The organism is Streptococcus equinus, from assembly GCF_900101445.1.
Classification (GTDB): Bacteria; Bacillota; Bacilli; order Lactobacillales; family Streptococcaceae; genus Streptococcus; species Streptococcus equinus_B.
Map to the genome: position 1 here is coordinate 719,635 of NZ_FNKE01000001.1, position 24,041 is coordinate 743,675.

30 protein-coding genes and 1 other annotated feature are annotated in these 24,041 nt (G+C 38.1%); of the genes, 2 read left to right on the forward strand and 28 right to left on the reverse strand.

The features are described 5' to 3' along the window. Positions 1-13: 13 nt before the first annotated feature. The 13 genes from BLR83_RS03585 to BLR83_RS03645 all read right to left on the reverse strand — a co-directional run bounded on the left by BLR83_RS03585 (position 14) and on the right by BLR83_RS03645 (position 10,880). A complete protein-coding gene (locus BLR83_RS03585; protein WP_039696721.1) occupies positions 14-940 on the reverse strand; it encodes an aspartate carbamoyltransferase catalytic subunit in 927 nt (308 codons plus the stop codon). Between the two features lie 4 nt (positions 941-944). Further along, the gene (locus tag BLR83_RS03590) at positions 945-2,177 is read right to left on the reverse strand and encodes a solute carrier family 23 protein (protein ID WP_419177389.1); all 1,233 of its coding nucleotides are present in this window, start codon (positions 2,175-2,177) and stop codon (positions 945-947) included. Between the two features lie 61 nt (positions 2,178-2,238). Beyond that, positions 2,239-2,760 (reverse strand): bifunctional pyr operon transcriptional regulator/uracil phosphoribosyltransferase PyrR, encoded by a 522-nt coding sequence (gene pyrR, locus BLR83_RS03595; RefSeq protein ID WP_039696718.1) that lies wholly within the window; start codon positions 2,758-2,760, stop codon positions 2,239-2,241. Between the two features lie 287 nt (positions 2,761-3,047). Then, positions 3,048-3,944 carry an RluA family pseudouridine synthase gene (locus BLR83_RS03600; protein ID WP_039696716.1) on the reverse strand — a complete coding sequence of 299 codons (897 nt, stop codon included), beginning with the start codon at positions 3,942-3,944 and terminating at the stop codon, positions 3,048-3,050. Continuing rightward, on the reverse strand, positions 3,928-4,401 hold the full coding sequence (gene lspA, locus BLR83_RS03605) for a signal peptidase II (RefSeq protein ID WP_074481614.1): 474 nt from the start codon (positions 4,399-4,401) through the stop codon (positions 3,928-3,930). The genes BLR83_RS03600 and lspA overlap by 17 nt, the downstream gene beginning before the upstream one ends. Next, positions 4,398-5,315 carry a LysR family transcriptional regulator gene (locus BLR83_RS03610; RefSeq protein WP_074560407.1) on the reverse strand — a complete coding sequence of 306 codons (918 nt, stop codon included), beginning with the start codon at positions 5,313-5,315 and terminating at the stop codon, positions 4,398-4,400. The genes lspA and BLR83_RS03610 overlap by 4 nt, the downstream gene beginning before the upstream one ends. 149 nt (positions 5,316-5,464) lie before the next feature. Beyond that, complete coding sequence (gene rpmA / locus BLR83_RS03615) at positions 5,465-5,758, reverse strand: 50S ribosomal protein L27 (RefSeq protein WP_004232221.1); 294 nt, start codon at positions 5,756-5,758, stop codon at positions 5,465-5,467. Positions 5,759-5,779: 21 nt separating this feature from the next. Further along, on the reverse strand, positions 5,780-6,115 hold the full coding sequence (locus BLR83_RS03620; RefSeq protein ID WP_039696713.1) for a ribosomal-processing cysteine protease Prp: 336 nt from the start codon (positions 6,113-6,115) through the stop codon (positions 5,780-5,782). A 12-nt stretch (positions 6,116-6,127) separates the two neighbouring features. After that, positions 6,128-6,442 carry a 50S ribosomal protein L21 gene (rplU, locus tag BLR83_RS03625; RefSeq protein ID WP_004232223.1) on the reverse strand — a complete coding sequence of 105 codons (315 nt, stop codon included), beginning with the start codon at positions 6,440-6,442 and terminating at the stop codon, positions 6,128-6,130. Positions 6,443-6,477: 35 nt separating this feature from the next. Continuing rightward, positions 6,478-6,553 (reverse strand) — a sequence feature (ribosomal protein L21 leader region). A 91-nt stretch (positions 6,554-6,644) separates the two neighbouring features. After that, positions 6,645-7,184: a GNAT family N-acetyltransferase gene (locus tag BLR83_RS03630; RefSeq protein ID WP_074560409.1), complete on the reverse strand. Its 540-nt coding sequence runs from the start codon at positions 7,182-7,184 to the stop codon at positions 6,645-6,647. Continuing rightward, a complete protein-coding gene (locus BLR83_RS03635; RefSeq protein ID WP_074560411.1) occupies positions 7,175-8,380 on the reverse strand; it encodes a CapA family protein in 1,206 nt (401 codons plus the stop codon). The genes BLR83_RS03630 and BLR83_RS03635 overlap by 10 nt, the downstream gene beginning before the upstream one ends. A 99-nt stretch (positions 8,381-8,479) precedes the next feature. Continuing rightward, entirely contained in the window at positions 8,480-9,694 is a 1,215-nt protein-coding gene (gene thiI, locus BLR83_RS03640; RefSeq protein ID WP_074560412.1) for a tRNA uracil 4-sulfurtransferase ThiI, read from the reverse strand. A gap of 40 nt (positions 9,695-9,734) precedes the next feature. After that, positions 9,735-10,880, reverse strand: a complete 1,146-nt coding sequence (locus BLR83_RS03645; RefSeq protein WP_074560414.1) for a cysteine desulfurase family protein — start codon at positions 10,878-10,880, stop codon at positions 9,735-9,737. A 196-nt stretch (positions 10,881-11,076) separates the two neighbouring features. Here BLR83_RS03645 and BLR83_RS03650 point away from each other — a divergent pair, with 196 nt between their 5' ends. Further along, positions 11,077-11,538: a DUF6556 family protein gene (locus tag BLR83_RS03650; protein WP_074560416.1), complete on the forward strand. Its 462-nt coding sequence runs from the start codon at positions 11,077-11,079 to the stop codon at positions 11,536-11,538. A gap of 69 nt (positions 11,539-11,607) precedes the next feature. Beyond that, a complete protein-coding gene (locus tag BLR83_RS03655) occupies positions 11,608-12,852 on the forward strand; it encodes a bifunctional folylpolyglutamate synthase/dihydrofolate synthase (protein WP_074560417.1) in 1,245 nt (414 codons plus the stop codon). 34 nt (positions 12,853-12,886) lie between these two features. On the opposite strand, the gene BLR83_RS03660 is transcribed toward BLR83_RS03655, so the two are convergent. From BLR83_RS03660 to BLR83_RS03730, 15 genes are all read right to left on the reverse strand, one after another. Beyond that, the gene (locus BLR83_RS03660) at positions 12,887-13,804 is read right to left on the reverse strand and encodes an L-lactate dehydrogenase (RefSeq protein ID WP_074560419.1); all 918 of its coding nucleotides are present in this window, start codon (positions 13,802-13,804) and stop codon (positions 12,887-12,889) included. Positions 13,805-13,896: 92 nt separating this feature from the next. Then, on the reverse strand, positions 13,897-14,235 hold the full coding sequence (locus tag BLR83_RS03665) for a YlbF/YmcA family competence regulator (protein ID WP_020916975.1): 339 nt from the start codon (positions 14,233-14,235) through the stop codon (positions 13,897-13,899). 11 nt (positions 14,236-14,246) lie between these two features. Further along, positions 14,247-15,353, reverse strand: coding sequence for a prephenate dehydrogenase (locus tag BLR83_RS03670; protein WP_074560421.1), 1,107 nt, complete (start codon positions 15,351-15,353; stop codon positions 14,247-14,249). A gap of 81 nt (positions 15,354-15,434) precedes the next feature. Further along, positions 15,435-16,601 carry a chorismate synthase gene (gene aroC / locus BLR83_RS03675; RefSeq protein ID WP_074560422.1) on the reverse strand — a complete coding sequence of 389 codons (1,167 nt, stop codon included), beginning with the start codon at positions 16,599-16,601 and terminating at the stop codon, positions 15,435-15,437. Position 16,602: 1 nt separating this feature from the next. After that, entirely contained in the window at positions 16,603-17,670 is a 1,068-nt protein-coding gene (aroB, locus tag BLR83_RS03680) for a 3-dehydroquinate synthase (RefSeq protein ID WP_074560424.1), read from the reverse strand. A gap of 21 nt (positions 17,671-17,691) precedes the next feature. Beyond that, the gene (locus BLR83_RS03685; RefSeq protein WP_074560425.1) at positions 17,692-18,561 is read right to left on the reverse strand and encodes a shikimate dehydrogenase; all 870 of its coding nucleotides are present in this window, start codon (positions 18,559-18,561) and stop codon (positions 17,692-17,694) included. Further along, entirely contained in the window at positions 18,551-19,228 is a 678-nt protein-coding gene (gene aroD, locus BLR83_RS03690; protein ID WP_006532529.1) for a type I 3-dehydroquinate dehydratase, read from the reverse strand. The genes BLR83_RS03685 and aroD overlap by 11 nt, the downstream gene beginning before the upstream one ends. Then, positions 19,225-20,388, reverse strand: a complete 1,164-nt coding sequence (locus tag BLR83_RS03695; RefSeq protein ID WP_074560427.1) for a class I SAM-dependent rRNA methyltransferase — start codon at positions 20,386-20,388, stop codon at positions 19,225-19,227. Before BLR83_RS03695 ends, aroD begins: the two co-directional genes overlap by 4 nt. Positions 20,389-20,800: 412 nt before the next feature. Then, positions 20,801-21,088: a hypothetical protein gene (locus BLR83_RS03700; RefSeq protein ID WP_074560428.1), complete on the reverse strand. Its 288-nt coding sequence runs from the start codon at positions 21,086-21,088 to the stop codon at positions 20,801-20,803. Positions 21,089-21,153: 65 nt separating this feature from the next. Further along, complete coding sequence (locus BLR83_RS03705; protein ID WP_074560430.1) at positions 21,154-21,345, reverse strand: hypothetical protein; 192 nt, start codon at positions 21,343-21,345, stop codon at positions 21,154-21,156. Between the two features lie 9 nt (positions 21,346-21,354). Beyond that, the gene (locus BLR83_RS03710) at positions 21,355-21,630 is read right to left on the reverse strand and encodes a hypothetical protein (protein WP_074560431.1); all 276 of its coding nucleotides are present in this window, start codon (positions 21,628-21,630) and stop codon (positions 21,355-21,357) included. Between the two features lie 42 nt (positions 21,631-21,672). After that, entirely contained in the window at positions 21,673-21,954 is a 282-nt protein-coding gene (locus tag BLR83_RS03715; protein ID WP_074560433.1) for a hypothetical protein, read from the reverse strand. A 382-nt stretch (positions 21,955-22,336) separates the two neighbouring features. Further along, a complete protein-coding gene (locus tag BLR83_RS03720) occupies positions 22,337-23,608 on the reverse strand; it encodes a LysM peptidoglycan-binding domain-containing protein (protein WP_074560435.1) in 1,272 nt (423 codons plus the stop codon). Further along, on the reverse strand, positions 23,598-23,795 hold the full coding sequence (locus BLR83_RS03725; RefSeq protein ID WP_074560437.1) for a holin: 198 nt from the start codon (positions 23,793-23,795) through the stop codon (positions 23,598-23,600). The genes BLR83_RS03720 and BLR83_RS03725 overlap by 11 nt, the downstream gene beginning before the upstream one ends. Next, complete coding sequence (locus tag BLR83_RS03730; protein ID WP_074560439.1) at positions 23,792-24,016, reverse strand: hypothetical protein; 225 nt, start codon at positions 24,014-24,016, stop codon at positions 23,792-23,794. Before BLR83_RS03730 ends, BLR83_RS03725 begins: the two co-directional genes overlap by 4 nt. Between the last annotated feature and the right edge of the window lie 25 nt (positions 24,017-24,041).

Genomic DNA, 24,041 nt, shown 5'->3' on the forward strand with positions numbered 1-24,041 from the left:
TTCAAAATAATTGTTAAGCTTTACCGTTAAGTACAGCTTCTAGAATTGCCATGCGGACAAACACACCATTTTGCATTTGTCGAGCAATTCTTGATTTCGGTGCTTCTACCAAGCGATCAGCAATCTCAACATCACGGTTAACTGGTGCTGGGTGCATGATGATGGCAGAAGGCTTCATTTTATCATATCGATCATATGTAAGACCGAATGTTTTGTGATAAGTTTCTTTTGAAAAACCACGTTCACTATCATGACGTTCGTGTTGGACTCGTAACATCATCATGACATCAACTTGATCAACAATCTCATCGATAGCCACGTATTTTCCATACACATCAAATTCACTTGAATACCACTGCTCTGGACCTGCAAAATACAACTCTGCTCCTAAGCGTTTTAGGATTTGCATATTAGATTTTGCAACACGTGAATGCGTGATGTCACCAACGATAGCCACTTTTAGATTTTCAAAACTACCAAACTCTTCATAAATCGTCATCAAGTCTAACAAACACTGACTTGGGTGTTGACCTGAACCGTCTCCACCATTAACGATTGCAGTCTGAATTGTTCGGCTATCAATCAATTCTTTGTAGTAATCTTCCATTGAGTGGCGAATCACACAAATATCAATTCCAAGTGAACTCATTGTTAAAATCGTGTCATACAAAGTTTCCCCTTTGTTGACTGAACTTGTTTTAGCATCAAATTCGATAACATCTAAACCAAGTTTTCTTTCTGCGACTTCGAAAGATTTGTGTGTACGCGTTGATGGTTCAAAGAAAAGATTAGCTGCAAAATACTGTCTGTCCAAACTAAAGTCGGCTTCATTGTTCTTAAACGCAATTCCGCGTTTAATCAAGCCTAGCACTTCTTCATTTGATAAAGTTTCCATTGTTACCAAATGCTTTAGTGAAACAACGCCATCTGTAATTGCCATTTTTTTAGTCCTTTTCTGGAAGAATTTGATACAAGATAATACCTAGAAGTGTTGAGAAAGCAACACCTGTAATTTGTAAACCAGCAACTTGCAATGTCAAACCACCGATACCAGACACTAAGATAACACTTGCAATCAAAAGATTTTTCTTATTATCAAAATCAATTTTATTTTCAACTAAAATTTTAAGACCACTTGATGCGATAACACCAAAGAGTGCAATTGAAATACCACCGATAACTGGTGTTGGAATTGATGAAAGAAGAGCAGAGATTTTTCCGATAAAGCTCATTACTACAGCAATCACTGCTGCTCCAGCAATAACATATACTGAGTAGATTTTGTTAAGGGCCATAACACCGATGTTTTCACCGTATGATGTTACCGGTGGGGCACCAAAGAAACCAGCGATGATTTGTGCTAAACCATCACCTGTAAGCGTACGGTCAAGGCCTGGATCTTTAAAGAAATCACGTCCTGTTAAGCTGTTAAGAACCATCACGTGACCAAAGTGTTCAGTCATTGTTACAAATGCGATTGGAGCCATTGTCAAAATAGCACTTGGGTAAAGTTTGAAATGATAGTCAACAAAGAGAATATCAAAACTTGGAACTTGTAACCAAGCTGATTTTGCCACACCTGACAAATCAACAATACTTTGACCAGTTACCGCACCAACTACTAATGCAAAAATGTAACCAACAATCAATCCAAGCAAGATTGGAATAACACCGATAATCTTTTTACCGTACATGTTAAAGAAAATAACCGCAAGAAGAGTTACCATCCCAACTAAAAGGTAAGTAAAATTGTATTCGCCGTCTTTAAGCATTACATCGTTAACAGCTGTTGTTGCAAGGCTCAGACCGATAACGATGATGATTGGACCAACCACGATTGGTGGAAGGACTTTATCAATCCATGCATTTCCAGCAAATTTTACAATCAAGGCAACGATTAAGTAAACCAAACCACCTGCAATAGCCCCCTGTGCTACCGCTGCAATCCCGTCAGTCTTCATTAACATTTGCATAGTCGCAATGTAAGCAAAACTTGAACCCATGTAAGCTGGGATTTTATATTTGGTTACTGTCAAATGTGCTAGAGTACCTAAACCACTTGAAAATAGAGCAATCGCTGGATCAATTCCAACTAAGATTGGCACCAAAACTGTTGAGCCAAACATTGCAAACAAATGTTGAAATGATAATCCAAACAGCATTCCTGGTTTTGGCATATCATGCACATCATATCTTACGTTTTCCACTTTTTATCATCCTCCTCAATTCTAATACTGCTTAGCTTGGATCTACAATGCTAACGCGATCTTTACCATCTACTTCGATCACTTCAACAATGATTTCCTCGATAGCACTTGTTGGGATGTTTTTACCAACATAATCAGCACGAATTGGGAGTTCACGGTGTCCACGGTCAACAAGAACAGCAAGACTAACACGAGCTGGACGACCAAGACTAACTAGGTTGTCGATAGCGGCACGAATTGTACGTCCTGTATAAAGCACATCGTCAACCAAGATAACATCTTTACCAGTAATATCAACTGGCATATCTGTTGTATCTTCTTCAACTTTCATATCATCACGGAAAGGTTTTGTATCAAGTTCACCAAGCGGAATATCAATACCTTCCAATTGTTTCAAGCGATCTTGAATACGACGAGCAATGAAGACACCACGTGTCTTAATTCCTGCAAGAACAATATTGTCAAGATTTTTATTACGCTCAATAATCTCATAAGTGATACGTGTAATCGCACGTTTCATTGTTACGTCATCAACAATTTCTTTTGTTTTCATAAACAAACCTCTCTTAATATACAAAAAATCTCCTCGTTACCAAGGAGATTCCACAAAATATAGGTACAACTATACCAGTTGCACGCTTCTTTTACCGTTCTCTCCTTGCCTGCCTCACGGGACAGTATTAAAGGATAATATTTACTCTTATATAATACCAAATCGTTCATCATTTGACAAGAGATTTACGATTTTCAACCAAAAAAACTCTCGGTATTTTTTGCAAAAACGAATAAAAAAAGCAGGACTTCCCCAAAGGTTCATCACTGCTGTTTTTATCATATCTTTTAAGCTTTTCCGCTTCGTAATTTTTCAAGTGTTTCTTTAAAAATCGCTGGCACTTCAGCTGTGAAAGTCATTGTTTCACCTGTTTTTGGATGTGTAAAGCCAAGTGTTTGGGCATGCAAGAATTGACCATTACCTTTCAATGTCTTACGTGGTCCGTACAATGGATCTCCTGCAACTGGGTGTCCAATATAGGCCATGTGCACACGGATTTGGTGAGTTCGACCTGTTTCAAGCGTCAATTCAACCAAAGTATAGTTGCCAAAGCGTTCCAAAACTTTGAAATGAGTTACAGCTGGTTTTCCTTTAGCCGTAACAGCTTGTTTTTTACGGTCTTTCTCAGAACGTCCAATCGGCGCTTCAATGACACCACGATCATTTGGAATATTACCATGTACAATAGCCACATATTTACGAAGGGATTTTTTATCCTTCAATTCAGCAGCAAGTGCATTGTGGGCAGTATCATTTTTAGCAATCATCAAAAGCCCTGATGTATCTTTATCGATTCGGTGAACAATTCCTGGTCGAATCACACCATTGATAGATGACAAATCTTTGATATGATACATCAAAGCATTGACCAAAGTACCTGACGTGTGACCGACAGATGGATGAACAACCATGCCTTGAGGCTTGTAAACCACTGCGACATCTTCATCTTCATAAACAATATCAAGTGGAATATTTTCTGCTTTATATTCAAGTACCTCTTCCTCTGGGACTTCATAAGTCACAACATCGCCAACTTTGACAGCATATTTTGCTTTAACAGCTTTGCCATTTACCAAAACCGTTCCTTTTTTAATTTCATCATTAGCTTGGCTACGTGACAAGTCTGTTAAATCTGCTAACGCTTTATCCAAACGAGCGCCAGCTTCTTTAATGATTAATTCCATTTTCCTCCTCTTTCCATAGGGCGATAAATAAAATCACGACCCCAACTGTTAAATACGAATCCGCCACATTAAAAATAGCAAAATTCATAAAATCCAAATGAACCATATCAACAACGTAACCAAGTCGCAAACGGTCAATAAAATTACCGATTCCACCTGAAATAATCAGCAAAAGTCCAAATAAGAACCAAAAATTGCCATTGATATTTTTAATAAAATAATAGCAAGCGGCTCCGACAACAGCAAGTGTAATCACCGTAAAAAACCACTGCTGATTCTGCAAAATAGAGAAAGCTGCACCATAATTACGTAAATAAGTTAAGCTAAAAATACCTGGCACACATTTGCGAATGGTATTTAAAGGAATATGATTGACAATCCATTGCTTGCTTAATTGATCCAACAAAATCAACACCACTGCAGCTAATGGGAAATAAAGTTTTCTATAGTTTTTCATTTGGTCACCTTTGGACTGAATTTTTCAAAATAATCTTTCATGACAGCGATGAATTTCAAAGCACAGGCTGATAAATTTTTATCACGACGTTTGATATAAACCATTTTATTATCTAGCTTATCTTCAAGCGGAATAACGGTAATACCATTGAAACTACGGCTATCTAAGAAACCAGAACCAGTTGCGTAAGCATCTGTCCGCTCTAAAATACCATTTAAGGTTGCACGGTCAGTCACATTGAAAACATGCGGACTATCACTGGTATCAACAAAATTCTCAGAATAATAAAGGTACTCGTCTTTTTCTTGGGTGAAACGTACCGTTGGTAGCTCCTTCAAATCCTCCATTACAAGACTTTCTTTTTGTGCCAAAGGATGAGTTTTAGCCAGATAAATATGAGTTTTAAAAGGAATTAACTCGACAAATTCCAAGCCCAATTTTTCCATACGTTGCAAAAGCCCTTTGCGATTTTGATTATTTAAATAAATAATCCCGATTTCACTATCGCCTTGAGCCACCTCATCAAAAATCTGAATAGTTGTCGATTCAAAAATACGAAAATCCTTATGCTCTGGATGAGCCTTAGAAAAGGTTGTTATCAAAGGCGGTAAAAAATCATAGTGTTGACTAGCGATAGAAAACTCATCTGAATCAGCCGTCGATTGGGAAAATTGCTTTTCAAACGAATCAAAACTCTTAACAACCTCCAAAGCTTTTTCATAAAAAGTCATTCCGTGACTCGTTAAGACAGCTCCTGTGGTTGTACGTGTAAAAATTTGAAAACCTAATTCACCTTCAAGGTCCTTAATAGCTACTGACAAACTCGGCTGACTGACAAAAAGCTTAGAAGCCGCTTCACGAAAGGTCCCACTGTTTGCAATAGCTACAACATAACGTAGTTGTTGTATATTCATTGTCAATCGTTCTTTCTAAAAAATCAATCATCTTTATTATAGCAAAATATAGCTAATGGCGCTATATCAAGCCAAAAGTGACTGATTAACCATTTTTTATTTCAAAAAGGGACAAAAAAAGCCTGCACGAAGCAGACTTTTCTGTTAAATTATTTTGCGATTGGATAAACTGATACTTGACGTTTATCGCGACCTTTACGTTCGAAACGAACAACACCTTCAACTTTAGCGAAAAGTGTATCGTCACCACCGCGACCTACGTTCACACCTGGGTAGATGTGAGTACCGCGTTGACGGTAAAGGATTGATCCACCTGAAACAGTTTGACCGTCAGCTGCTTTAGCACCAAGACGTTTTGCCTCAGAATCACGACCATTTGATGTAGAACCTCCACCTTTTTTGTGGGCGAAAAGTTGCAAGTTAGCAAGATTCATTTTTAACATATGTAGTGTCCTCTTTTCAAATTAGTTTGCAATGACCTTAACTGACACAAATTCTTTCGAATTCTCAGCCAAATTTGTCATTCCTAAAAGAAAGCTTTCAAATAAAAGTTGAACTTTCTCATCTGTCTTTTTAGTCATATGAGAGATATCAATCTTCATATAACCACCATCAATCTCATTGACAGCAAAATCAGCATTGCATTCTGCCAAAACTTCCAACGAATTAACAAAGTTAATCGATAAAGTCGAAACAGCTGCACATACGATATCAAAGCCATATTCACCACTACCAGCGTGACCAGTCAGCTCAACACTTTCTAAGTTGCCTTTGCGGCGAATAAAAGTTGCTTGAATCATGAGAATGCTAAATTATGCGTTGATAGCGTTGATAACAACTTTAGTGTAAGGTTGACGGTGACCTTGTTTACGGTGTGAACCTTTTTTAGGTTTGTATTTGAAAGTAACAACTTTCTTTTGTTTTCCTTGTTTTTCAACAGTACCAACAACAGAAGCTCCTTCAACAACTGGTGTACCAACAACAGTTTTTTCACCACCAACAAGAACAACTTCGTTAAATGTTACTTCTGAACCAGCTTCAACATCAAGTTTTTCAACATAGATAGCTTGACCTACTTCAACTTTAACTTGTTTTCCACCAGTTTTGATGATTGCATATGTGCTCATCGTGCACCTCCTATAAAATTTTGTTGCGGATTTTTCCGCTTGTGAAGACTCGCCTAAATCGTGAACCTCGAGAGTTGCTTACAAACGATTTTCGTGCGGTTGCACAGGATGTGCATTTAGTCAACGTTCATATTTTATCATGTTAGGCTAATTAAAGCAAGGAATATGCTGGCTTTTTTTAACGATAGTACGTTTTCATTTTTTATTTTTTGTCAAAGGATACTTTCACTAATCCCAAAACAGCTTTTTTAGTCAATTTTTCGATAGCATCAATATCAATACTTTTAGTATTTGCCATCATTTGATAAGTCTCACTACCTTCGTGGTAATAATAAGCTGTAATGTGAAAACCATTTTTCTCATAAAAACGCACGCGCTTCAAGCGTTGATCAAAATTATCAGCTTTTTCATCCATGGGCTCAATTGCCAAAACGACTGGACGATTTCCAGCTAGCGCTTTAACATCTTGCAAAATAGCTGAGCCGTAACCACGTGAACGAATGTTAGGATTAACAGCTAAGAAAAATAAATAAACCACAGCTTCATTTTGTAAAATGTAAGCTAAGCCGACAAAATCGTCGCCATCATAATAAGCATAAAAACCTGCTAGGTCACGATAAGCCGTCAGCAACAACGGCAAATACGGTACACGTTCAACAGCTGGAAAAGCCGATAAGTATAAGTTTTTGACATCACGGGAACTTTTTGAAAAAAGTTTCACCTCTTGACGTTTTAATTCCATTGTAAATTCACCAATTCATTCATTTCTTGATAGGCGGTATCGACTTTTTCTTGCATGCTAGCATCAAGTTTGTCGCGATATTTACCACCTTTTATAAAGTCTTCTAAAATAAGCGTACGATAATCTGAAAGAACAAAGCCTTCTGACCCTGTCACGCCCTTGCTCCATACCCAAACCATTGTTGGGTGAGCTGCGACAGTTTTAATTTTCGTTTTATGATTTTTCTTTTCAAATGTCACATCCATCAAAAGTCCACGTTCTGTCCAAATGTCATCAACCGTTTCTAAACGTTGATTAGAAATGAAATTCCCCATTGAGTAAATAATGAATTTCTTTTCGCCGTCTTTTTCGACAGTTTCTGATGGTTCCACAACGTGAGGGTGTCCACCAAAGATAACATCTGCACCCCAATCAATCATCTTGTGATAAAGGGTTACTTGCTCTTGAGTTGGTTCTCGTTGGTACTCCACTCCCATTTGTGGCATGACAATTGTTACATCAGCTTTCTTTTCAGCTTCCTGAATTTCAGCTTTCATCTTGTCTTCATTTAAATCAGACATGTGCTTCTCATAATCCTCAGCTGACAAATTAGCTTCTAGTCCATTGTAAGCATAAGAATAACCTAAAATAGCAATTTTAATACCATTAACATTTTTAATTAAAATATCTTCTTTGTCTCGGTCTTTTTTGTAAACGCCAATGCTAGGCATTCCTAATTTATCAAAGGTTTTAACGGTGTTAAGTGCACCTGAAAGACCAGAATCAAGGATATGGTTGTGAGCTAAATCGACAACATCATAACCTGTGTCTTTCATAGCGTCAGCAATTTCACTTGGTGCGTTAAACAAAGGATAGCCAGCTAAAGGATAATCTGGACTGATTGTTCCCTCGTAGTCACCAATAGCCAAATCAGCACTCGAAATCCAATCTTTAGCATACTCAAAGAAAGGTTTAAAATCATAAGTTCCATCAGCCTGTTCAGCACTGCCATAAAGACCATTATGGATAAGAATATCTCCATTTGCCATGACACGCGCTGTTTTAACTTTACTTGACTGAACTTTTGACTGATCAGTCTTGTCACTTGGACTAGGCTTCTCAAACAGCAAGCCATAAAATGCTGCCCCTAATAGGCTTAGCAATATGAATGCCAAGCAAGCCAACGTTGTCTTTTTATAAATTATCCTATCTAACATCCTTAATCACACCTCCATGCGACTATTATATCATTTTATGATTAGGCTTTCAGGATTTAACTGGTAAGAAAAAACTGCCCTAAAGGCAGTTTCTATCTATTATAGTAAGTCATCGATTAAGTCATCGACTTCATCATGTTCTGCTTGTGGTGTGATTGTTGTCACTTTAATTCCTGCAACAGCACGCTCAACAAGTCCTTCAACATCCATGCGTTTTTCGTATTGTTCAACGTTTTTGATTTTTGGATTTGTTTTTGGACGATCTGGTGCAAAAATTGTACAGCAGTCTTCGAATGGTTGAATTGAAATATCAAACGTATCAATTTTTTGAGCGATATCAATGATTTCCAATTTATCCATTGTGACAACTGGACGAATAATTGGTGTTGCTGTTACGGCATTAATGGCACGCATACTTTCAAGCGTTTGACTAGCCACTTGTCCGAGGCTTTCACCGTTAATGATAACCAAACCATTACGTTCTTCACGAATACGGTCTGTAATACGCATCATGAAACGACGTGTCAATGTCATCAAGTAAGCTTCTGGCGCTTTTTCTTTGATTTCTTCTTGGATTTCCGTAAATGGTACTTCGATGAAATCAATGTTACCACCGAATTTTGTCAATTTACGTGTCAAATCTTGAGCTTTCTTAAGAGCACCTGGGCTTGTGTATGGTGGGCTAGCAAAGTGAACAGCTTCAATATCAACCCCACGTTTAAGAGCAAGGTAACCTGCAACAGGTGAGTCAATACCACCTGACAGCATTAGCATTCCACGACCAGCTGTTCCAACAGGAAGACCACCAGCACCCTTGATATTTTCATATGAAAGATAGGCAGCTTCTTCACGGATTTCAACTTTAAGATTGACATCTGGTCCCTTCATTTGCGCTTGAATGTTAGGCAAAACTTCAAAGACAGCTGAACCAAGGTATTGATTCAATTCGCGGCTATCCATTTCAAAGTTGTGGTCACTACGTTTACTTGTGATTTTAAATGTCAAACCTTCATGGTAAACGTCAGTCATCACATCTTGAACAGCTTTTTTAATGGTTTCTAGATTTTTTTCAACCTTGTATGATGGTGAAAATGCTTGAATCCCGAAAATTTGTTTTAATGATTCCGCAACGGGAACATAGTCAGTACCATTTAAGAAAATGTGTGCGCGGTCGCGGTCAGCCACAACACGGACATCTGGATAAATTGAAAGAACGTGTTTCATGTTACGTTTCAATTTATTGATGAAACGCATGCGGTTCTTTCCTTTAGTTGATAATTCGCCGTAGCGAACCATAATTTCTGAGTATTGCATAGTTTTCTAAAGAGAAAATCTCTTTATCCTTTCTTATTAATTATCTTACTTTTTGTGTTTTTTCGTAGACTTGTTTGAAAATAGTTAGGAATTGTTCAACTTGCCCCATGTCATTGTCATCATCTAGACTAATGCGAACAGCTGACTGTGCTAGTTTTGTAGGAACTCCCATGGCAATCAATGTTCCTGCAGGTTTTCCTGCTTTTGATGAACAAGCTGATGTTGTTGAAATATAGATTTCATGTTCTTCAAAGGCATGAACCACTACTTCTCCACGAACACCTTTGATACCAAAGGTTAAGATGTTTGGAGCAAAAGTATCATCCTTACCAGAGAAAATAACGATATCTTTGTGCTTAGCTAGTTCGTCATAAATGATTTCTTTCATTTTGGCGATTTTTGGAAGGGCGTAAGCTTCTTTGTCAGTAACCAAGCGAAGAGCTTTCGCTGTCGCAGCAATCCCTGCAACGTTTTCAGTAGTTGAACGAAGGTCACCTTCTTGCCCACCACCAGCTAGCAATGGATTTAATTTTTTGCCTTCTTTTTTATAGATGAAACCGACACCACGCACACTGTGGAATTTGTGACCTGAAAAGCTTGCAAAATCAACACGTTCTGTCAAATAGTCAGCTGCTGGAATTTTACCGATAGCTTGAACAGCATCCACGTGGAATGAAATTCCAGGTTTATCAGCTAATAAGTCTGAGATTGCTTTAATTGGTTGGATAGAACCAATTTCATTATTAACTGCCATGATTGAAACCAAGGTTGTGTCTGGGCGCAAAAGCTCTGCTAATTTATCAACATCAACAAAACCTTTTTCATCAACTGGCGCATAAGATACTTCAAAACCGTGTTCGCCAAGCCATTTTGCAGATTCTTTTACAGCTGGGTGTTCGATATCAGATACGATGATGTGTTTTCCGTAGCGTTCTTTTTCAAATGCGACACCTTTAAGAACCCAGTTATCTCCTTCAGTACCACCAGAAGTGAAAATAATTTCATCACTTTTAACGCCAAGCAAGCCAGCGATTTGCCTGCGGCTCGCCTCTAGGATACGACTAGCTTTTGTTCCTAGATTATGCAAACTTGATGGATTTCCATAAATTTTACTTGCCACTTCCTGATAAGTACGCAAAACTTCAGGATAGGGAATAGTTGTGGCAGAGTTATCAAAGTAAATCATTTTTTCTTCCTTCACAAAAAAATCAATACTACCATTATAACACAGTCTCTCATAAGTGTGAAAGCTTTAATCTTAAGTTTTTTAAGGCTATTTTTAAGAAAATGCACTAAAATATTTCTTAAAAGACTACCGTCTCTTACTGGACATTTAAAATGAAAAAACTATAATAGAATCATACGCGAAAAAGGAGTTAAAAATGTCTCAACATTATTCTAGACGTCAAAAATCATCAAAAAAAGATAAGGAACAAGCACCATCAAAGCACATTAAGAAAGGGTTCTCAGCCTTTCAAAAAACAATTGCTCTTATCGGTTCTATCCTTAGTATTATCGTAGCAAGTATCACTATCACTAACGCCTTAAAAGGCTCATCAAGTCAAAAGCCAACTGATAAATCAACGACAACTGTTGTGATTAAAGAAGGTAACAAAGGCAATAACAGTAAAACTGATACTTCTGCGTCAACAACATATTCAAGTTCTGCTGCTAGCAACAGTGTTTACAACGATGACACTAATAGCAACAATGCAACTTATGACTCTAGCTCAGATTCTACAACTTACAGTTCAAGTGCCGATACAACACAAGACAACACTCAAACAAGTTCTCAAGCGACATCTGATACTACTGCAGGAAGTGCTACTGAAACAAATCAATAAAATCAAAGAGGAATGGGACGATAAAATTCCTTATCATCCCACCTCTTTTTTACTAGGTAAAATAAACTCATGACTTATATTGACACATTAAATTGGATTCACTCTCACAAAGCTAATGGTCGCCGACCAAGTTTAGAGCGCATACGCTATCTCCTTAAATTACTTGATAACCCGCAAGATAAATTCCCAGCTGTTCATGTTGTGGGAACTAACGGCAAAGGCTCTACAACTAGTTTTCTCCAACATATCTTAACAGCATCAGGTTATAAAACAGGCACCTTCACATCTCCCTTTATCACGCGCTTTAATGAACGTATCGCTATCGATAGCAAAGAAATTTCTGATAGTGATCTGGTTAAGACAGCACAGGCAATTAAACCTATCGTAGATAGCAATGACTTTCAAGAAAAAGTTGGTAAGGTAACTGAGTTCGAACTCGTTACAGCCCTTATGTTCTATTACTTTGCAACTATTAATCCTGTCGATATTGCCATTATTGAAGCTGGTATTGGTGGTACTTTTGATTCAACCAATGTCTTTACAGCGAAAGCAGTTATCTGCCCATCAATCAGTATCGACCATCAAGAAACACTAGGCAAAACTCTCACTGAAATTGCTGGTCATAAAGCTGGTGTTTTAAATCCTCACGTTCCTTTTATTTTCGGTCAAATGACACCAGAGGTCCAAAAAGTATTTTATCAAAAAGCTAAAGAGCTCGATTGTCCAACATATGAACTGGATAAAGAGTTCTCAATCAGAGAAAATGGTGAAAGTTTTGATTTTCATTATAAAGATATAAGCATTTCAAACATCACTTTATCAATGCTCGGTCATCACCAACGAACTAATGCCTCATTAGCTGCTATGACTGCAATCATCCTGAAAAGCCATTTCAAAACTATTACTGAAACAACTATTAAACTTGGCTTAGAAAATACGGTTTGGGCTGGTCGTTGTGAGTTGATGCGACCAAACCTTATGTTAGATGGTGCTCATAATGAAGATTCGATTGCAAAATTGGTTGATGTGCTTAAAAATGACTTTTCAAATCGCAATATTCACATCCTCTTTGCAGGCTTAGGGCGCAAGCCTTTAACACAAATGCTCGAAGAACTATCTGCATATGACTTAGCGGTGACTAGTTTTGATTTCTATCAAGCACAAGCCTTGTCAGATTATCCTGAAAAATACACCAAAATTTCTGACTATAAAGACTGGCTAAAGAGAGTCGAACAAAATCCTGAAGATTTCTTTGTTGTCACCGGTTCGCTCTACTTCATCTCAGAAGTTCGCAACTTTTTACTCAATCAATAATCCCACCTGATTTTCAGATGGGATTTCTTTTTGTTTAGTTCAAACTTTCAGCAAATTTACGTTTGATAAAGTTAGCTGAATTTTCAAGTTTAGCTTCTTCGTCAGCTGGCAAAGTTAATTTAACTTGTTCGATGATACCTTCTCGTCCAACAATAGCTGGGTAACTAAGGTAAGTATCTAGCGGTTCATAGTAATTAGAAACCGGTAATTCTTCATGGCTATCTGAAACAACTGCAATCGCCAAACGAATAGCTGCACTTGCAATACCATAGCTTGTGTATTTTTTACCATAAAAGACTGTATGCCCACCAACCATGGCTTCATGAGCAATTTCTTCAAGGGTTGCTTGGTCCGTAAAGTTTGAAATGGGTTGTCCTTTGACACGCACTTGACTCCAAGCCGTAAATTGCGAATTCCCATGTTCGCCAAGGTTATAACCGTAAACGCTACGCGCATCAACGCCAAAACGTTCTGCAACGGCACGTTTCATACGAGCAGTATCTAGCAAAGTACCTGTACCAATAACACGTTCCTTTGGAAGACCTGAGTAGTGTTGATAGAGACTAGTAATGACATCAACTGGATTTGAAATAGCTACAATAATGCCTTTAAACCCAACCTCTTTTAGCTTTTTAGCAACCAAAGGCACTTCTTTTGCTGTAAAAGGCAACTCTGCAAAGCGATCTGCATTTGGATTATCTTGAAGTTTAATATTTCCTAGAGCAGAGATTACCACATCGGCATCTGCTAAAGCTTGATAATCATTAATCACAATATTTGCATGTTGATTTAGATTCGCTGCAGCATCACGAAAATCAACCGCATCTGCAGTAACTTTTTTCTCATTGGTATCAATCAAAACATAATCATCAAATGCCCCTTGAGCAATCAGCCCATGAGCAACTGTTGAGCCAACATGACCCATTCCAATAATTCCGACCTTACGTGACATAAAACAACCTCCTTATAAAGTTATCAATCATTATAGACCTTTGCATCTAAAAATACGAAAAAAACCTAACAAGAAATGTTAGGTTACAATTACTATTTCAAAAGGTCTTGTAAAGGACCAAAAATAATTTTTTCAAGGTCTGCTACATAAACTGACAATGATTGTTGAGCACCAAGATAAGCTTTAAGAACAGGATTTGCTTCGATTTTAGCACCCAATTCTTGCATTTTAGTTTGTTCATCACCAGTCGGCATTTGACCTGATTGCAATTTGGCATAAAGACCTTGTTGGAATTCAGTGAATTCTTTAAACAAAGCTTTTGCTTCTTCGTCAGCATCAATCGCAGCACGGCATTCTTGTGCTTTTTTGTATTCAGGAAGAACACGGATTTCGCGTTCTAGTTCATTTGCTAAATCATAAATGTTTGCCATGATATTTCTCCTTAATTAATATGAATGTTATAGTCAGTGTTTTCACTGATGACTGTTTTAGCATGTTCCAAATCTTTAGCATTTTTAAATGAAATTTGTAAAATCCCATTAATATCTTCACGGTTTTCTTCATTGACATGAATATTAACCAAAGATGTTCCGCGAAGCAATTCCAAGATTTTTAAGATAACATCTTCTTCATCGGGAACATCAATAAAAAGATCGAAGGCACTTTCCACGCCACCACGTTTATGAATTTGCATTTCCTTACGCGTTTCTTTGGCGTGGTTAAAAAAATTCCAAATCGCATCACCATCACCTTGTAAAATGAGTTTCTTAACCGCATCGAGTCTATCCTTGAAATCATCGATGCGATTCACAACGGCTTCTTTATTGGTCAAGAGAATGCTGGTCCACATGCCTGGCTCACTTTCAGCAATACGAGTCATATCGCGAAAAGCACCCGCCGCAAAATGATTAGCCATTTCATGCTCTGCTGCATAATCACCAGCCTGCTCCATCAAACTTGCTGCAAGGACATGTGGGAAATGTGAAATTTGACTCGTTACGCGGTCATGCTCTGCCGCGTCAATTTCAATATAACGCGCATGAAGCCCAGATAAAATTTCCTTAAGTTCATCAATCGTTCCAGTTCTTGTCAACGAAGATGGTGTGAAAATGTAATACGCATTTTCAAATAAATTCACATCGGCGGCAATTGCCCCTGACTTGTGAGAACCTGCCATAGGGTGTGAGCCGACAAAGCGAACAGCTTTACCAGCCAAGTATTTTTCTCCCGCCTCAACAATCTCACGTTTTGTTGAACCAGCATCTGTAATAATCACATCCTCTTTCAAGTTCATTTCAGAAAGCGTCTTAATGAACTCAATGGTCTGTTTAATCGGAACTGCCAAAATAATCACATCTGCCAGAGGTGCAAATTCTTTAAAATCTGCTGTCGCTTCATCAACAATCCCACGCTCAAGAGCAACATTTCGTGATTTGTCAGAACGATTGTATCCTAAAATTTTGTAATCTGGGTGGTCACGCTTAATACCTAAGGCAAGAGATCCCCCAATCAAACCTAAACCTGCAACGTAAATCACTTTATTTTCCATAGTTTCTCCATTTCCGGATAACAATACCTTATAGAAAGAAGCTGAGCACTTTTGTCTCAGCTTCTGTCAACTGTTTATGCATTAAAAATGTTTGACATAATCACGATGACGAGCGACAGCTTCTTTTAGTTCTTCGAGATTGTCAGAAGAGAATTTTTCAAGAATCTCATCAGCCACAACCGTTGCCACAACTGCTTCCATAACAACACCTGCTGCTGGAAGAGCCGTTGGATCTGAACGTTCGACAGTTGCTTTATAAGGCTCGTGAGTTTCAATATCAACTGACATCAAAGGTTTATAAAGCGTTGGGATAGGTTTCATGACACCACGCACAACAATTAGCTGTCCGTTTGTCATACCACCTTCAAAACCACCAAGATTATTCGTGCGGCGTGTGTATCCTTCTTCTTCGTTCCAGAGAATTTCATCCATTACTTGGCTACCTTTAAGGTAACCATCTTTGAAACCAAGTCCAAACTCAACACCTTTGAAGGCATTAATTGAAACAACGGCGCCAGCAATCTTAGCATCAAGTTTCTTATCCCATTGCACATAAGAACCAAGTCCGACAGGAACACCACCAACCACTGTTTCGACAACACCACCAATGGTATCTCCGTCCTTTTTGATTTGGTCAATATAATCTTTGATTTCTTGTTCACGTTCTTGGTTAACAATTGAAACTTCGGATTGACTAGCTAATTCTTTAATTTGTGACACAGTGAGTCCTTCTGGAACATCAACTTCTTTACCGCCAAAGACCACAACATGGTTAGCAATTTCAATGTCCAACTCAGCCAAAATACGTTTTGCCACAGCACCAACTGCCACACGCATTGTTGTTTCACGCGCAGAAGAACGTTCGAGAGAATTACGCAAATCTTCGAAGCGATATTTCATTCCACCTACAAGGTCAGCATGACCAGGACGTGGATGAGTGATTTTACGTTTTGTTTTAAGAGCATCATCAATATCTTCAACAGCCATAATGTCTAACCATTTTTCGTGGTCTTTATTAATAACGTTAAGAGTAATTGGAGCTCCTGTTGTTTTTCCATGACGTACGCCAGATGTTATTTCAACCTTATCTGACTCAATTTTCATACGTCCACCACGACCGTAACCGCCTTGGCGACGTTTCAAATCAACATTAATATCTTCGGCAGTTAAAGGAAGCCCAGCAGGAACTCCTTCAATGATAGCCGTTAAACGCGGTCCGTGAGATTCACCAGCTGTCAAATATCTCATATTATTTCTCCAAATACTCTTTCATCTCTTCAAGGGGGATCTGATTGATCGCTGCGCTACCAAGCTCTGGCACAATGACGGTCTTAATCATTTTACCACGAGCTTTTTTGTCATGTACTAAAGCTCCGTAAAGTACCTCAACATCCCATGGTTGGTAGTCTGTTGGCAAACCAAATTTTTGGCACATTTCAAAAATCTCTTTAGTGATACCTTTAGGCATTAATCCTTTTGCTTCGGCAACACGAGAAATTTGTACCATACCAATGGCAACAGCTTCACCATGCATCACTTTACCATAACCAGCAGTTGCTTCAACGGCGTGACCAATGGTGTGACCAAAGTTAAGGTAAAGACGAACACCATTATCAAGTTCATCTTCTACAACAACTTTGCGTTTTACATTACATGAGCGATAGATAATGCTTTCTGCATGTTTTAAAATACTTTCAGGCGAACCATCCATAGCAGAAAGTTCGTCCCAAAGTTCAACGTCTTCAATCAAACCATACTTAATGACTTCCCCCATACCTTCAATGAGTTCTCGTTTTCCAAGCGTTTGAAGCGTTTCAGGATCGATTAAGACACCATCTGGTTGCGTAAATGTTCCAACCATATTTTTAGCAAATGGCGTATTAACACCTGTTTTACCACCAATTGATGAATCCACTTGAGCCGTTAGACTCGTCGGAATTTGCAAGAAATGAATTCCGCGCATATAAGTAGACGCTACGAAACCAGCTAAATCTCCAACGACACCTCCGCCAAGCGCAACGATCCCATCGCTACGTGTCATACCATTTTTAACCAAAAATTCATATGCTTTATTGACTGTTTGAAGATTTTTTGAAGCTTCACCTTCTAGAAAATCAAAAACAATCACTTCAAAGCCAGCATTTTCAATACTGAGCTTAACTTTTTCAGCATACAAACTTCCAACATGGTTATCTGTAATAAGGGCGATTTTTTGAGGTTGCCAAAGTGATTTTACCCAATCACCGGCTTTAGCTAAGACACCTTTTTCAATCACAATATCATAAGGTGTTTGTGGGAGATTAACATTCAATTTCATTAGCGTCACCTATTTTTTATCCTATTTTGTATTGTACTTTTCTTCCAAAGCTGACCAAATCTCAGCTGTTGGCATAGTCTCACCAGTCCAGATTTCAAAAGCTTCTGCTGCTTGGAATAACAACATCCCCAAGCCATTAAGCGCTTTGAGACCTTTGCTTCGAGCTAATTTCAAGAATGGTGTTTCAAATGGTTGATAAATTGTATCAGCCACCAAAAGACCTTCAGGAAACTCAAAGTCTTCTGTGATAATCATTGATTTACCATCCATTCCAACACTTGTCGCATTGACAAAAAGTTGTGATTCTAACACTTTTTCTTGAATTGTCTTCAAATCTTCGACTGGATAAACAGTAATAGATACACCAGTTTTATCAGAAAGTTCCTGTGCTTTTTGACGTGTCGCATCCAAGAACTGTGTCTGATTGAAAATGTTAATATGACCTGCTCCATTAAGAGCAGCTTGGGCAATAAGAGCTGTCGCAGCTCCACCACCACCAAGAATAGTCATTGTCTTACCTTTGACATCAAAATCAACAAAAGTTGCAAGACTTCTAAAGAAACCAATACCATCAGTATTGTGGCCGACCAACTTGCCGTCACGATTAATAACGGTATTAACCGCACCAATCAAAGCAGCTGAGTCTGTCAACTCATCCATATAAGGCATGACTTTTTGTTTGTATGGCATTGAAATATTCACACCAAACATGTCATAACGTTTAACATTTTCCAAAGTAACCGCTAGGTCTTCCTCAGGAATATCCCAGGCAACATAAACACCATTTACACCTGTTTTATCAAAAGCGTAATTGTGAATAAATGGTGAAATAGAGTGTTTAATCGGTGTTGCCACGACAGCGGCTAAGCGAGTGTATCCATCAATCTGCATCAAGTACCTCCCTAATACGTTTCATATCAGCAAGAGCAACCTGTCCAGGTGCACTTGCTTGGTCTAGGCTTGCAAATGACCATGATGAACCAAATACATCAACAGCGAAACGTGAAACGCGTCCAAGTTTACCCATTGACATAGTCGCATACTCTTGTTCAGGATTTAAAGTTTTAAATCCACGAGTGTAGTTCATCAAGTCAATAACATCTTGTTCACTTTGAGGCATAACAGCCACTTTAACCACACGAGGGGCAAGAGCCGTTAGCTCAGAAAATGATTCCATCAAGTTTTCAGGAGTCTCTTCAAAATTATGATAAGACAAAACTAGATTTGGAAACTCTAACATTTGTTGAAAGGCTTCTTTATGTGAAAAATATTCAAAATCAATATAGTCTGGGTGGTAAATAGCATTGATATTTTTCAAAAGCTCAACATATTCGTCATCAGATAAGTTAAGATTACCACCTTCTTTATCTGTGCGAATGGTAAAAATAATCTCTCTGCCGGAAAATTTTTCAAAGATAGCTGGCGCAACAGTCATGATATCTTCTTTAGCTAAGTAATCAGCTCGCCATTCAATGATATCTACATCTTCGAATCTCGAAATATCAATCGACTGCGCCTCTTCTAAATCTTTCGGCATAATAGGTACTACTATTTTCATTTCTCAACCTTTATTGTAAATACTTTCAAATAATTACTGCTCATATCTGCCTTGTTAACCGTGAAATCACTTGGCAATTGTTGCAAGCGAATATATTCATGCTTAACAGAAGCAAATCCTTTTTCCAATTGTTTCTTAAACTGTGCCACAGTCAAATTAGCTGCATTTGTAGAAGCAATGATTATTCCATCATCTGACAAGACTTCTAGTGCTTGGCTAATTAAACGGTGATAGTCTTTAGCAACAGAAAATGTTTGTTTTTTGTTACGAGCAAAACTTGGTGGATCGATAACAATCAAATCAAAAGTCAAGTTTTTACGCTTAGCGTATTTGAAATATTCAAAAACATCCATGACCACAAAATGATGATTAGCTACATCAAGGCCATTGGCTTCAAAATGCGCTTGAGACAGTTCACGAGAACGTTTAGCTAAGTCTACAGAAGTTGTTTCAATCGCACCACCCATAGCTGCTGCAACTGAGAAAGCTGCTGTATAAGAAAACATGTTTAGGACACGTTTTCCAAGACCTAGTTCATTAATTAAAACATCACGGACTTCATGTTGATCTAAAAAGATACCTGTCATCAGACCATCATTCATGAAAACACTGTATTTGACACCATTTTCCAAAATGGTAAAGGTTTCAGGTGCTTCTTGACCATAAATGTGAGCTGACTCATAATCAAGTCCTTTAAAGCGAATTTTTTCATATCCGCCTTTAACCGTAGGATAAACTTTTTGAAAGGCTTTAACAATGGTATCACGATACTGATAAACAAAAGTGTTGTACCAAGAAAATACAACAAAATCAGCATAACGATCTATCGTCACACCACCGAAATTATCGCCATCTTGATTAAATAATCGATAAGCTGTTGTTAAATCAGAGTTTTCAAAGTGTTGACGCTTCTGCTTAGCCTTGCTAAACAAGCTTTCAAAATAAGACTCTGTCAAATCAACCTTGCCATTTCCTAAAAACCAACCAATCCCTTTGTTTTGACGAGATAGGTAAGCTGTTCCTAAAAACTGACGTGAGTGATTGTAAAGAGCAACTAATTGATTATCTAAATCAAGTTGATGAAAATCTTTTCCATCCAAAAGTTGAATACCACGCTTAATTTTCTTTTCAACGAAAGAATCCACGTATAGTTTGTTCATGAAGCCTATTATATCAAAAATTCAGAATTTTTCCCACTAAATTTTATATTTCACAGGCATAAGAACCAACTTTTTACGCCTAAACGAGGGAATTTTATGAAGGATTAGAGAAGCAAACAAGATAACAGAGTTATTTTTGAGTCTAATACACTAAAAATAGTGGACGCTTAACCGAAATTTTGCCTCAAAATGCGCTATGGTTCCTTGTACTAAAAATCTTATCTTTATGATATAAAAGAGATAACCCTATAACCACGCGCTTTCTAGCAACTGTCCCCGCCTATTCCCCGCCTTAAGCTTTGGACAAGGCTTTTTTTATTGCACTAAAAAACACCCGAAAAAATCGGGTGCAATTTGTAAGATAAAAAAAGTACCTCGGAAAGAGGTACTTATAGTATAACATAATTTTTGATTATTTCACAATCACTTTTAATTGTTCTTGAATGTAGTCGAGAACCGATTGGAAATCTTTTGTGATTTCAGCTTCTGCGCCATGCAATTCTTTTTGAATAGAGACACGGAATTTATATTCGTGTTCTGCGACTTTTAATCGTTTATATTCAGACGCTTCTGTAGAAAGTGTGTCATAATAAGTAAGTTGATTAAATTTATTTTTAAAATCTTCTACAGTGCGAAAATGTCTGATAAGATTTGCATATTGACTTTTGCTAACAATGACTTTTCCTGCTTCGTTTTTCATTTTAATTACCTCTTTTGTTCTTTATTTATCTTACAAAGATATTATAGTACATGTATTATATATTGTCAAGTGTTTTTGCTATATTTTTTTAAATTTTCTTCGATGATTTCTTTTAGTTCTAGCAAATCTTCCTCTGTCGCATTATTGCGAATGAAACTGCGAGCTGCTGAGCGCTTGCTTAAATAATTGCGACGTTCTTTATTTTTTTCGTTCCATTTTTTGGTGGCTCTTTGTTGAGCAGTTAAGTTTTCTGTCATATCTACCTCTTAAAAAATTCTTGTCATAGCTTCCATTTCTTCCAAAACGTCAGCTGTATTCTCAAAGCTATATTCTTCATCTTCACTTACCGCTTCGCCCTCATATAGATAATCACGAATTGGTCTGTAGTCTGTATCATCTCTACGATAGCGAATGACTACGATTTTATTACCGATTTTATTATCAGCAATATCATTTCTCAAACTATCAAGTAAACCATTGTCTTCGTAATCATATGAAAAACCGAAAAGTCCATTTTTAAACTGTTGCCAATTATATGCCATGTTTTTCTCCTTTATATAAAAGCGGTCAATGCGACCGCTACTTTATTTGCCAAATGGATTATAAGCACCTTTGACTGTGCCTGAAACCAAATCATAAGTGATAAGTCTGTAGTTAACAATCGCACCAGCTGCCGATTCTCTTTCAATGATCAATGTTTCAGTTTCTGATAAATCAATTAATTGTTGTTTTTCAGAAATATAAATAGCTGGTTTGCGGATTTTAGTTGTTTTTTCAATTTTACCTTCTTGTTCAAGGATGCTAACCAAATCCCACACTAAGTTTTGACCTTTATTTGCTTGTTTGATAATGTCTGCTTTTTTCATTTTGTTTACCTCTTTCGTCTTTATTTATCTTACAAATATATTATAGTACATGTATTATATATTGTCAACACTTTTCTACAAATATTTTTGATATTTTTAAATTTTACTGCGCACTACTGCGTTTTTCTGCGCATAAAAAAAGACCCAGCGCGTGAACGCTGGGCGTAAACTCATTATGAGCCAAGAGTCAAGTCTTGTTTCATGGTTTTATTGTAACAAAAAAGCTAGCTCACGCTAGCCCTGCAAAGAAGCTCTACTGTTTTTGTTTCAAGTGTCCTAGCCAGTCCACTCATTACGGTAGTCCGTGTAAGACCATTACACCCTTACCCGTCCATTATACCAAAAAAGCTCCCGACCGTAAAGGTGGGAGCGTTAAAGTGCTTTATTTAATTTTAAGTGTTTGTCCTGCAAAAATCAAGTTTGGATTAGCAAGACCGTTTAAAGCTGCGATAGATTGGTAGCTAGTACCGTAACGAGCAGCAATTGCTGACAAGTTATCACCTGCGCGCACTGTGTAGTAAACTGAACCAGTGTTAGCTGAACCGTTAACACGCAATACTTGTCCTACATAGATAAGATTTGGATTGGCAATGCCATTGAGATTAGCTAGCGATTGATAGCTTGTCCCAAATTTGGCAGCAATGCTAGAAAGCGTGTCGCCAGAACGTACTGTGTACGTGTTAGTTGTTGGTGCTGGTTGTGTGTTAGCTACTGAAATGATTTCAACGTCTGCTTTACTGATCCATGAATTGATACCAGCTAGCAATACACGATTGCCAGACACTTGAGCAACGTCATATGTGCGACCTCTAACCCAGCTTGGAATGCCTTGACCAGTAGCCCATGCATTAGCACTAAATTTAACCTTGACTTGGTTGCCGTTAGCAATATCAGATTTCGGTGTATTGTCCGCTTGTTGGCCTTGAGCGATAGCTGGCGTATTAGTTTTAGGATTATCGTGCTTAGTGTAGCCGTTGTCGGTAATGCCAGTCAAATCAACGTTTCCGTCCAAGCCGCCTGCGATGTACGTTGAGGTAAATTGATAAATTGCCACGCCGTCCATGCTTGGAAAGACGTTATAATTTGGTGCTGGCGTTACTGCATAGTTTGGGTAAGCGGCCATCCAAAGTGAATCTGGGAACTCACGAATGATTTGGTCGACGTACACATTAGCCACTGTATAAGGCTTGTAGCTATAATACATAGGCGTGTAGCCTGCAGCTTTAATCATGCGCATACCGTGCAAAATAGCGTTGGTATTCGCTTGTTTATCAGCACTAGCTCCGCTTTCGTAGTCTAAAGCCACGATTGAGCCTTTAGGCGTTTGAACTTGTGGCAAGAATGTATTTAAGACTTGTTCGCCAAGACTAGCATTTCCGCCGACCTGATACCAGATGTAAGTATGAGCACGCTTGCCTTGAGCGATTGCTGATGCAACTTGCGTTTCATACGTTGTCTGTCCGTACATACCACCACCATTTACACCACCGATTTGACAAATAGCGAATTTATCGTGGCCATAGCCGAAAATACCGTTTTGACCTTGATAGCGTGACCAGTCGACACCTTGGTCACCAACTGCGGCATAAGCAGTTGATTGTAACAATAGGCTAGCGCCTAAAACAGCACCTGCTAAAAGTCGTTTAATCTTCATCGAGCTCTTCCTCCTTCAAATCAGATAGATTAGTCAATACACAAACCAAACCAGATAAAAGAGCGGTTGAAACAACCACTCTCCAGTCCACTTGTGTGATTAATGTACTAGCGCCAATGACACCAACCGCCGATTGCGCCATGGTTTTTAAGACCTTAACTCCCAATTTTTCAAAATACTTTTTCATTTTTCAACCTCGCTTTCCAAGCGTGCAATGCGTTCATCGACGTACTTGCTATGTTCTTCCAGTCTAAATGTACGTTCGATAACGCTATTATGTTTATCAACCTGTTTTTTTAGCTCGTTGATTTGGTAGTTGGTTAGTTTGGCGCTCGTAACAATACCACCAAACGTTCCTACCAAAGTCGCTAAGAGCGAAAATAACCCCGTTAAAATTTCAGCATGCATAATCTCCTCTCGCTTCCTAAGCTGA

Excerpts from the sequence above, each read along its gene's own strand:
- BLR83_RS03590 (WP_419177389.1), bottom strand. The coding sequence starts at position 2,177 with ATGCCAAAACCAGGAATGCTGTTTGGATTATCATTTCAACATTTGTTT.
- aroD (WP_006532529.1), bottom strand. The coding sequence starts at position 19,228 with ATGAAAATAGTAGTACCTATTATGCCGAAAGATTTAGAAGAGGCGCAG.
- BLR83_RS03720 (WP_074560435.1), bottom strand. The coding sequence starts at position 23,608 with ATGAAGATTAAACGACTTTTAGCAGGTGCTGTTTTAGGCGCTAGCCTA.
- BLR83_RS03600 (WP_039696716.1), bottom strand. The coding sequence starts at position 3,944 with ATGGAATTAATCATTAAAGAAGCTGGCGCTCGTTTGGATAAAGCGTTA.
- BLR83_RS03655 (WP_074560417.1), top strand. The coding sequence starts at position 11,608 with ATGACTTATATTGACACATTAAATTGGATTCACTCTCACAAAGCTAAT.
- BLR83_RS03660 (WP_074560419.1), bottom strand. The coding sequence starts at position 13,804 with ATGTCACGTAAGGTCGGAATTATTGGAATGGGTCATGTTGGCTCAACA.
- aroB (WP_074560424.1), bottom strand. The coding sequence starts at position 17,670 with ATGAAATTGAATGTTAATCTCCCACAAACACCTTATGATATTGTGATT.
- thiI (WP_074560412.1), bottom strand. The coding sequence starts at position 9,694 with ATGCAATACTCAGAAATTATGGTTCGCTACGGCGAATTATCAACTAAA.
- BLR83_RS03620 (WP_039696713.1), bottom strand. The coding sequence starts at position 6,115 with ATGATTCAAGCAACTTTTATTCGCCGCAAAGGCAACTTAGAAAGTGTT.
- rplU (WP_004232223.1), bottom strand. The coding sequence starts at position 6,442 with ATGAGCACATATGCAATCATCAAAACTGGTGGAAAACAAGTTAAAGTT.
- BLR83_RS03635 (WP_074560411.1), bottom strand. The coding sequence starts at position 8,380 with ATGTTAGATAGGATAATTTATAAAAAGACAACGTTGGCTTGCTTGGCA.
- lspA (WP_074481614.1), bottom strand. The coding sequence starts at position 4,401 with ATGAAAAACTATAGAAAACTTTATTTCCCATTAGCTGCAGTGGTGTTG.
- rpmA (WP_004232221.1), bottom strand. The coding sequence starts at position 5,758 with ATGTTAAAAATGAATCTTGCTAACTTGCAACTTTTCGCCCACAAAAAA.
- BLR83_RS03715 (WP_074560433.1), bottom strand. The coding sequence starts at position 21,954 with ATGAAAAAAGCAGACATTATCAAACAAGCAAATAAAGGTCAAAACTTA.
- BLR83_RS03700 (WP_074560428.1), bottom strand. The coding sequence starts at position 21,088 with ATGAAAAACGAAGCAGGAAAAGTCATTGTTAGCAAAAGTCAATATGCA.
- pyrR (WP_039696718.1), bottom strand. The coding sequence starts at position 2,760 with ATGAAAACAAAAGAAATTGTTGATGACGTAACAATGAAACGTGCGATT.
- BLR83_RS03585 (WP_039696721.1), bottom strand. The coding sequence starts at position 940 with ATGGCAATTACAGATGGCGTTGTTTCACTAAAGCATTTGGTAACAATG.
- BLR83_RS03650 (WP_074560416.1), top strand. The coding sequence starts at position 11,077 with ATGTCTCAACATTATTCTAGACGTCAAAAATCATCAAAAAAAGATAAG.
- BLR83_RS03685 (WP_074560425.1), bottom strand. The coding sequence starts at position 18,561 with ATGCAGATTGATGGATACACTCGCTTAGCCGCTGTCGTGGCAACACCG.
- aroC (WP_074560422.1), bottom strand. The coding sequence starts at position 16,601 with ATGAGATATTTGACAGCTGGTGAATCTCACGGACCGCGTTTAACGGCT.
- BLR83_RS03670 (WP_074560421.1), bottom strand. The coding sequence starts at position 15,353 with ATGGAAAATAAAGTGATTTACGTTGCAGGTTTAGGTTTGATTGGGGGA.
- BLR83_RS03630 (WP_074560409.1), bottom strand. The coding sequence starts at position 7,184 with ATGGAATTAAAACGTCAAGAGGTGAAACTTTTTTCAAAAAGTTCCCGT.
- BLR83_RS03725 (WP_074560437.1), bottom strand. The coding sequence starts at position 23,795 with ATGAAAAAGTATTTTGAAAAATTGGGAGTTAAGGTCTTAAAAACCATG.
- BLR83_RS03665 (WP_020916975.1), bottom strand. The coding sequence starts at position 14,235 with ATGGCAAACATTTATGATTTAGCAAATGAACTAGAACGCGAAATCCGT.
- BLR83_RS03695 (WP_074560427.1), bottom strand. The coding sequence starts at position 20,388 with ATGAACAAACTATACGTGGATTCTTTCGTTGAAAAGAAAATTAAGCGT.
- BLR83_RS03710 (WP_074560431.1), bottom strand. The coding sequence starts at position 21,630 with ATGGCATATAATTGGCAACAGTTTAAAAATGGACTTTTCGGTTTTTCA.
- BLR83_RS03610 (WP_074560407.1), bottom strand. The coding sequence starts at position 5,315 with ATGAATATACAACAACTACGTTATGTTGTAGCTATTGCAAACAGTGGG.
- BLR83_RS03645 (WP_074560414.1), bottom strand. The coding sequence starts at position 10,880 with ATGATTTACTTTGATAACTCTGCCACAACTATTCCCTATCCTGAAGTT.
- BLR83_RS03705 (WP_074560430.1), bottom strand. The coding sequence starts at position 21,345 with ATGACAGAAAACTTAACTGCTCAACAAAGAGCCACCAAAAAATGGAAC.
- BLR83_RS03730 (WP_074560439.1), bottom strand. The coding sequence starts at position 24,016 with ATGCATGCTGAAATTTTAACGGGGTTATTTTCGCTCTTAGCGACTTTG.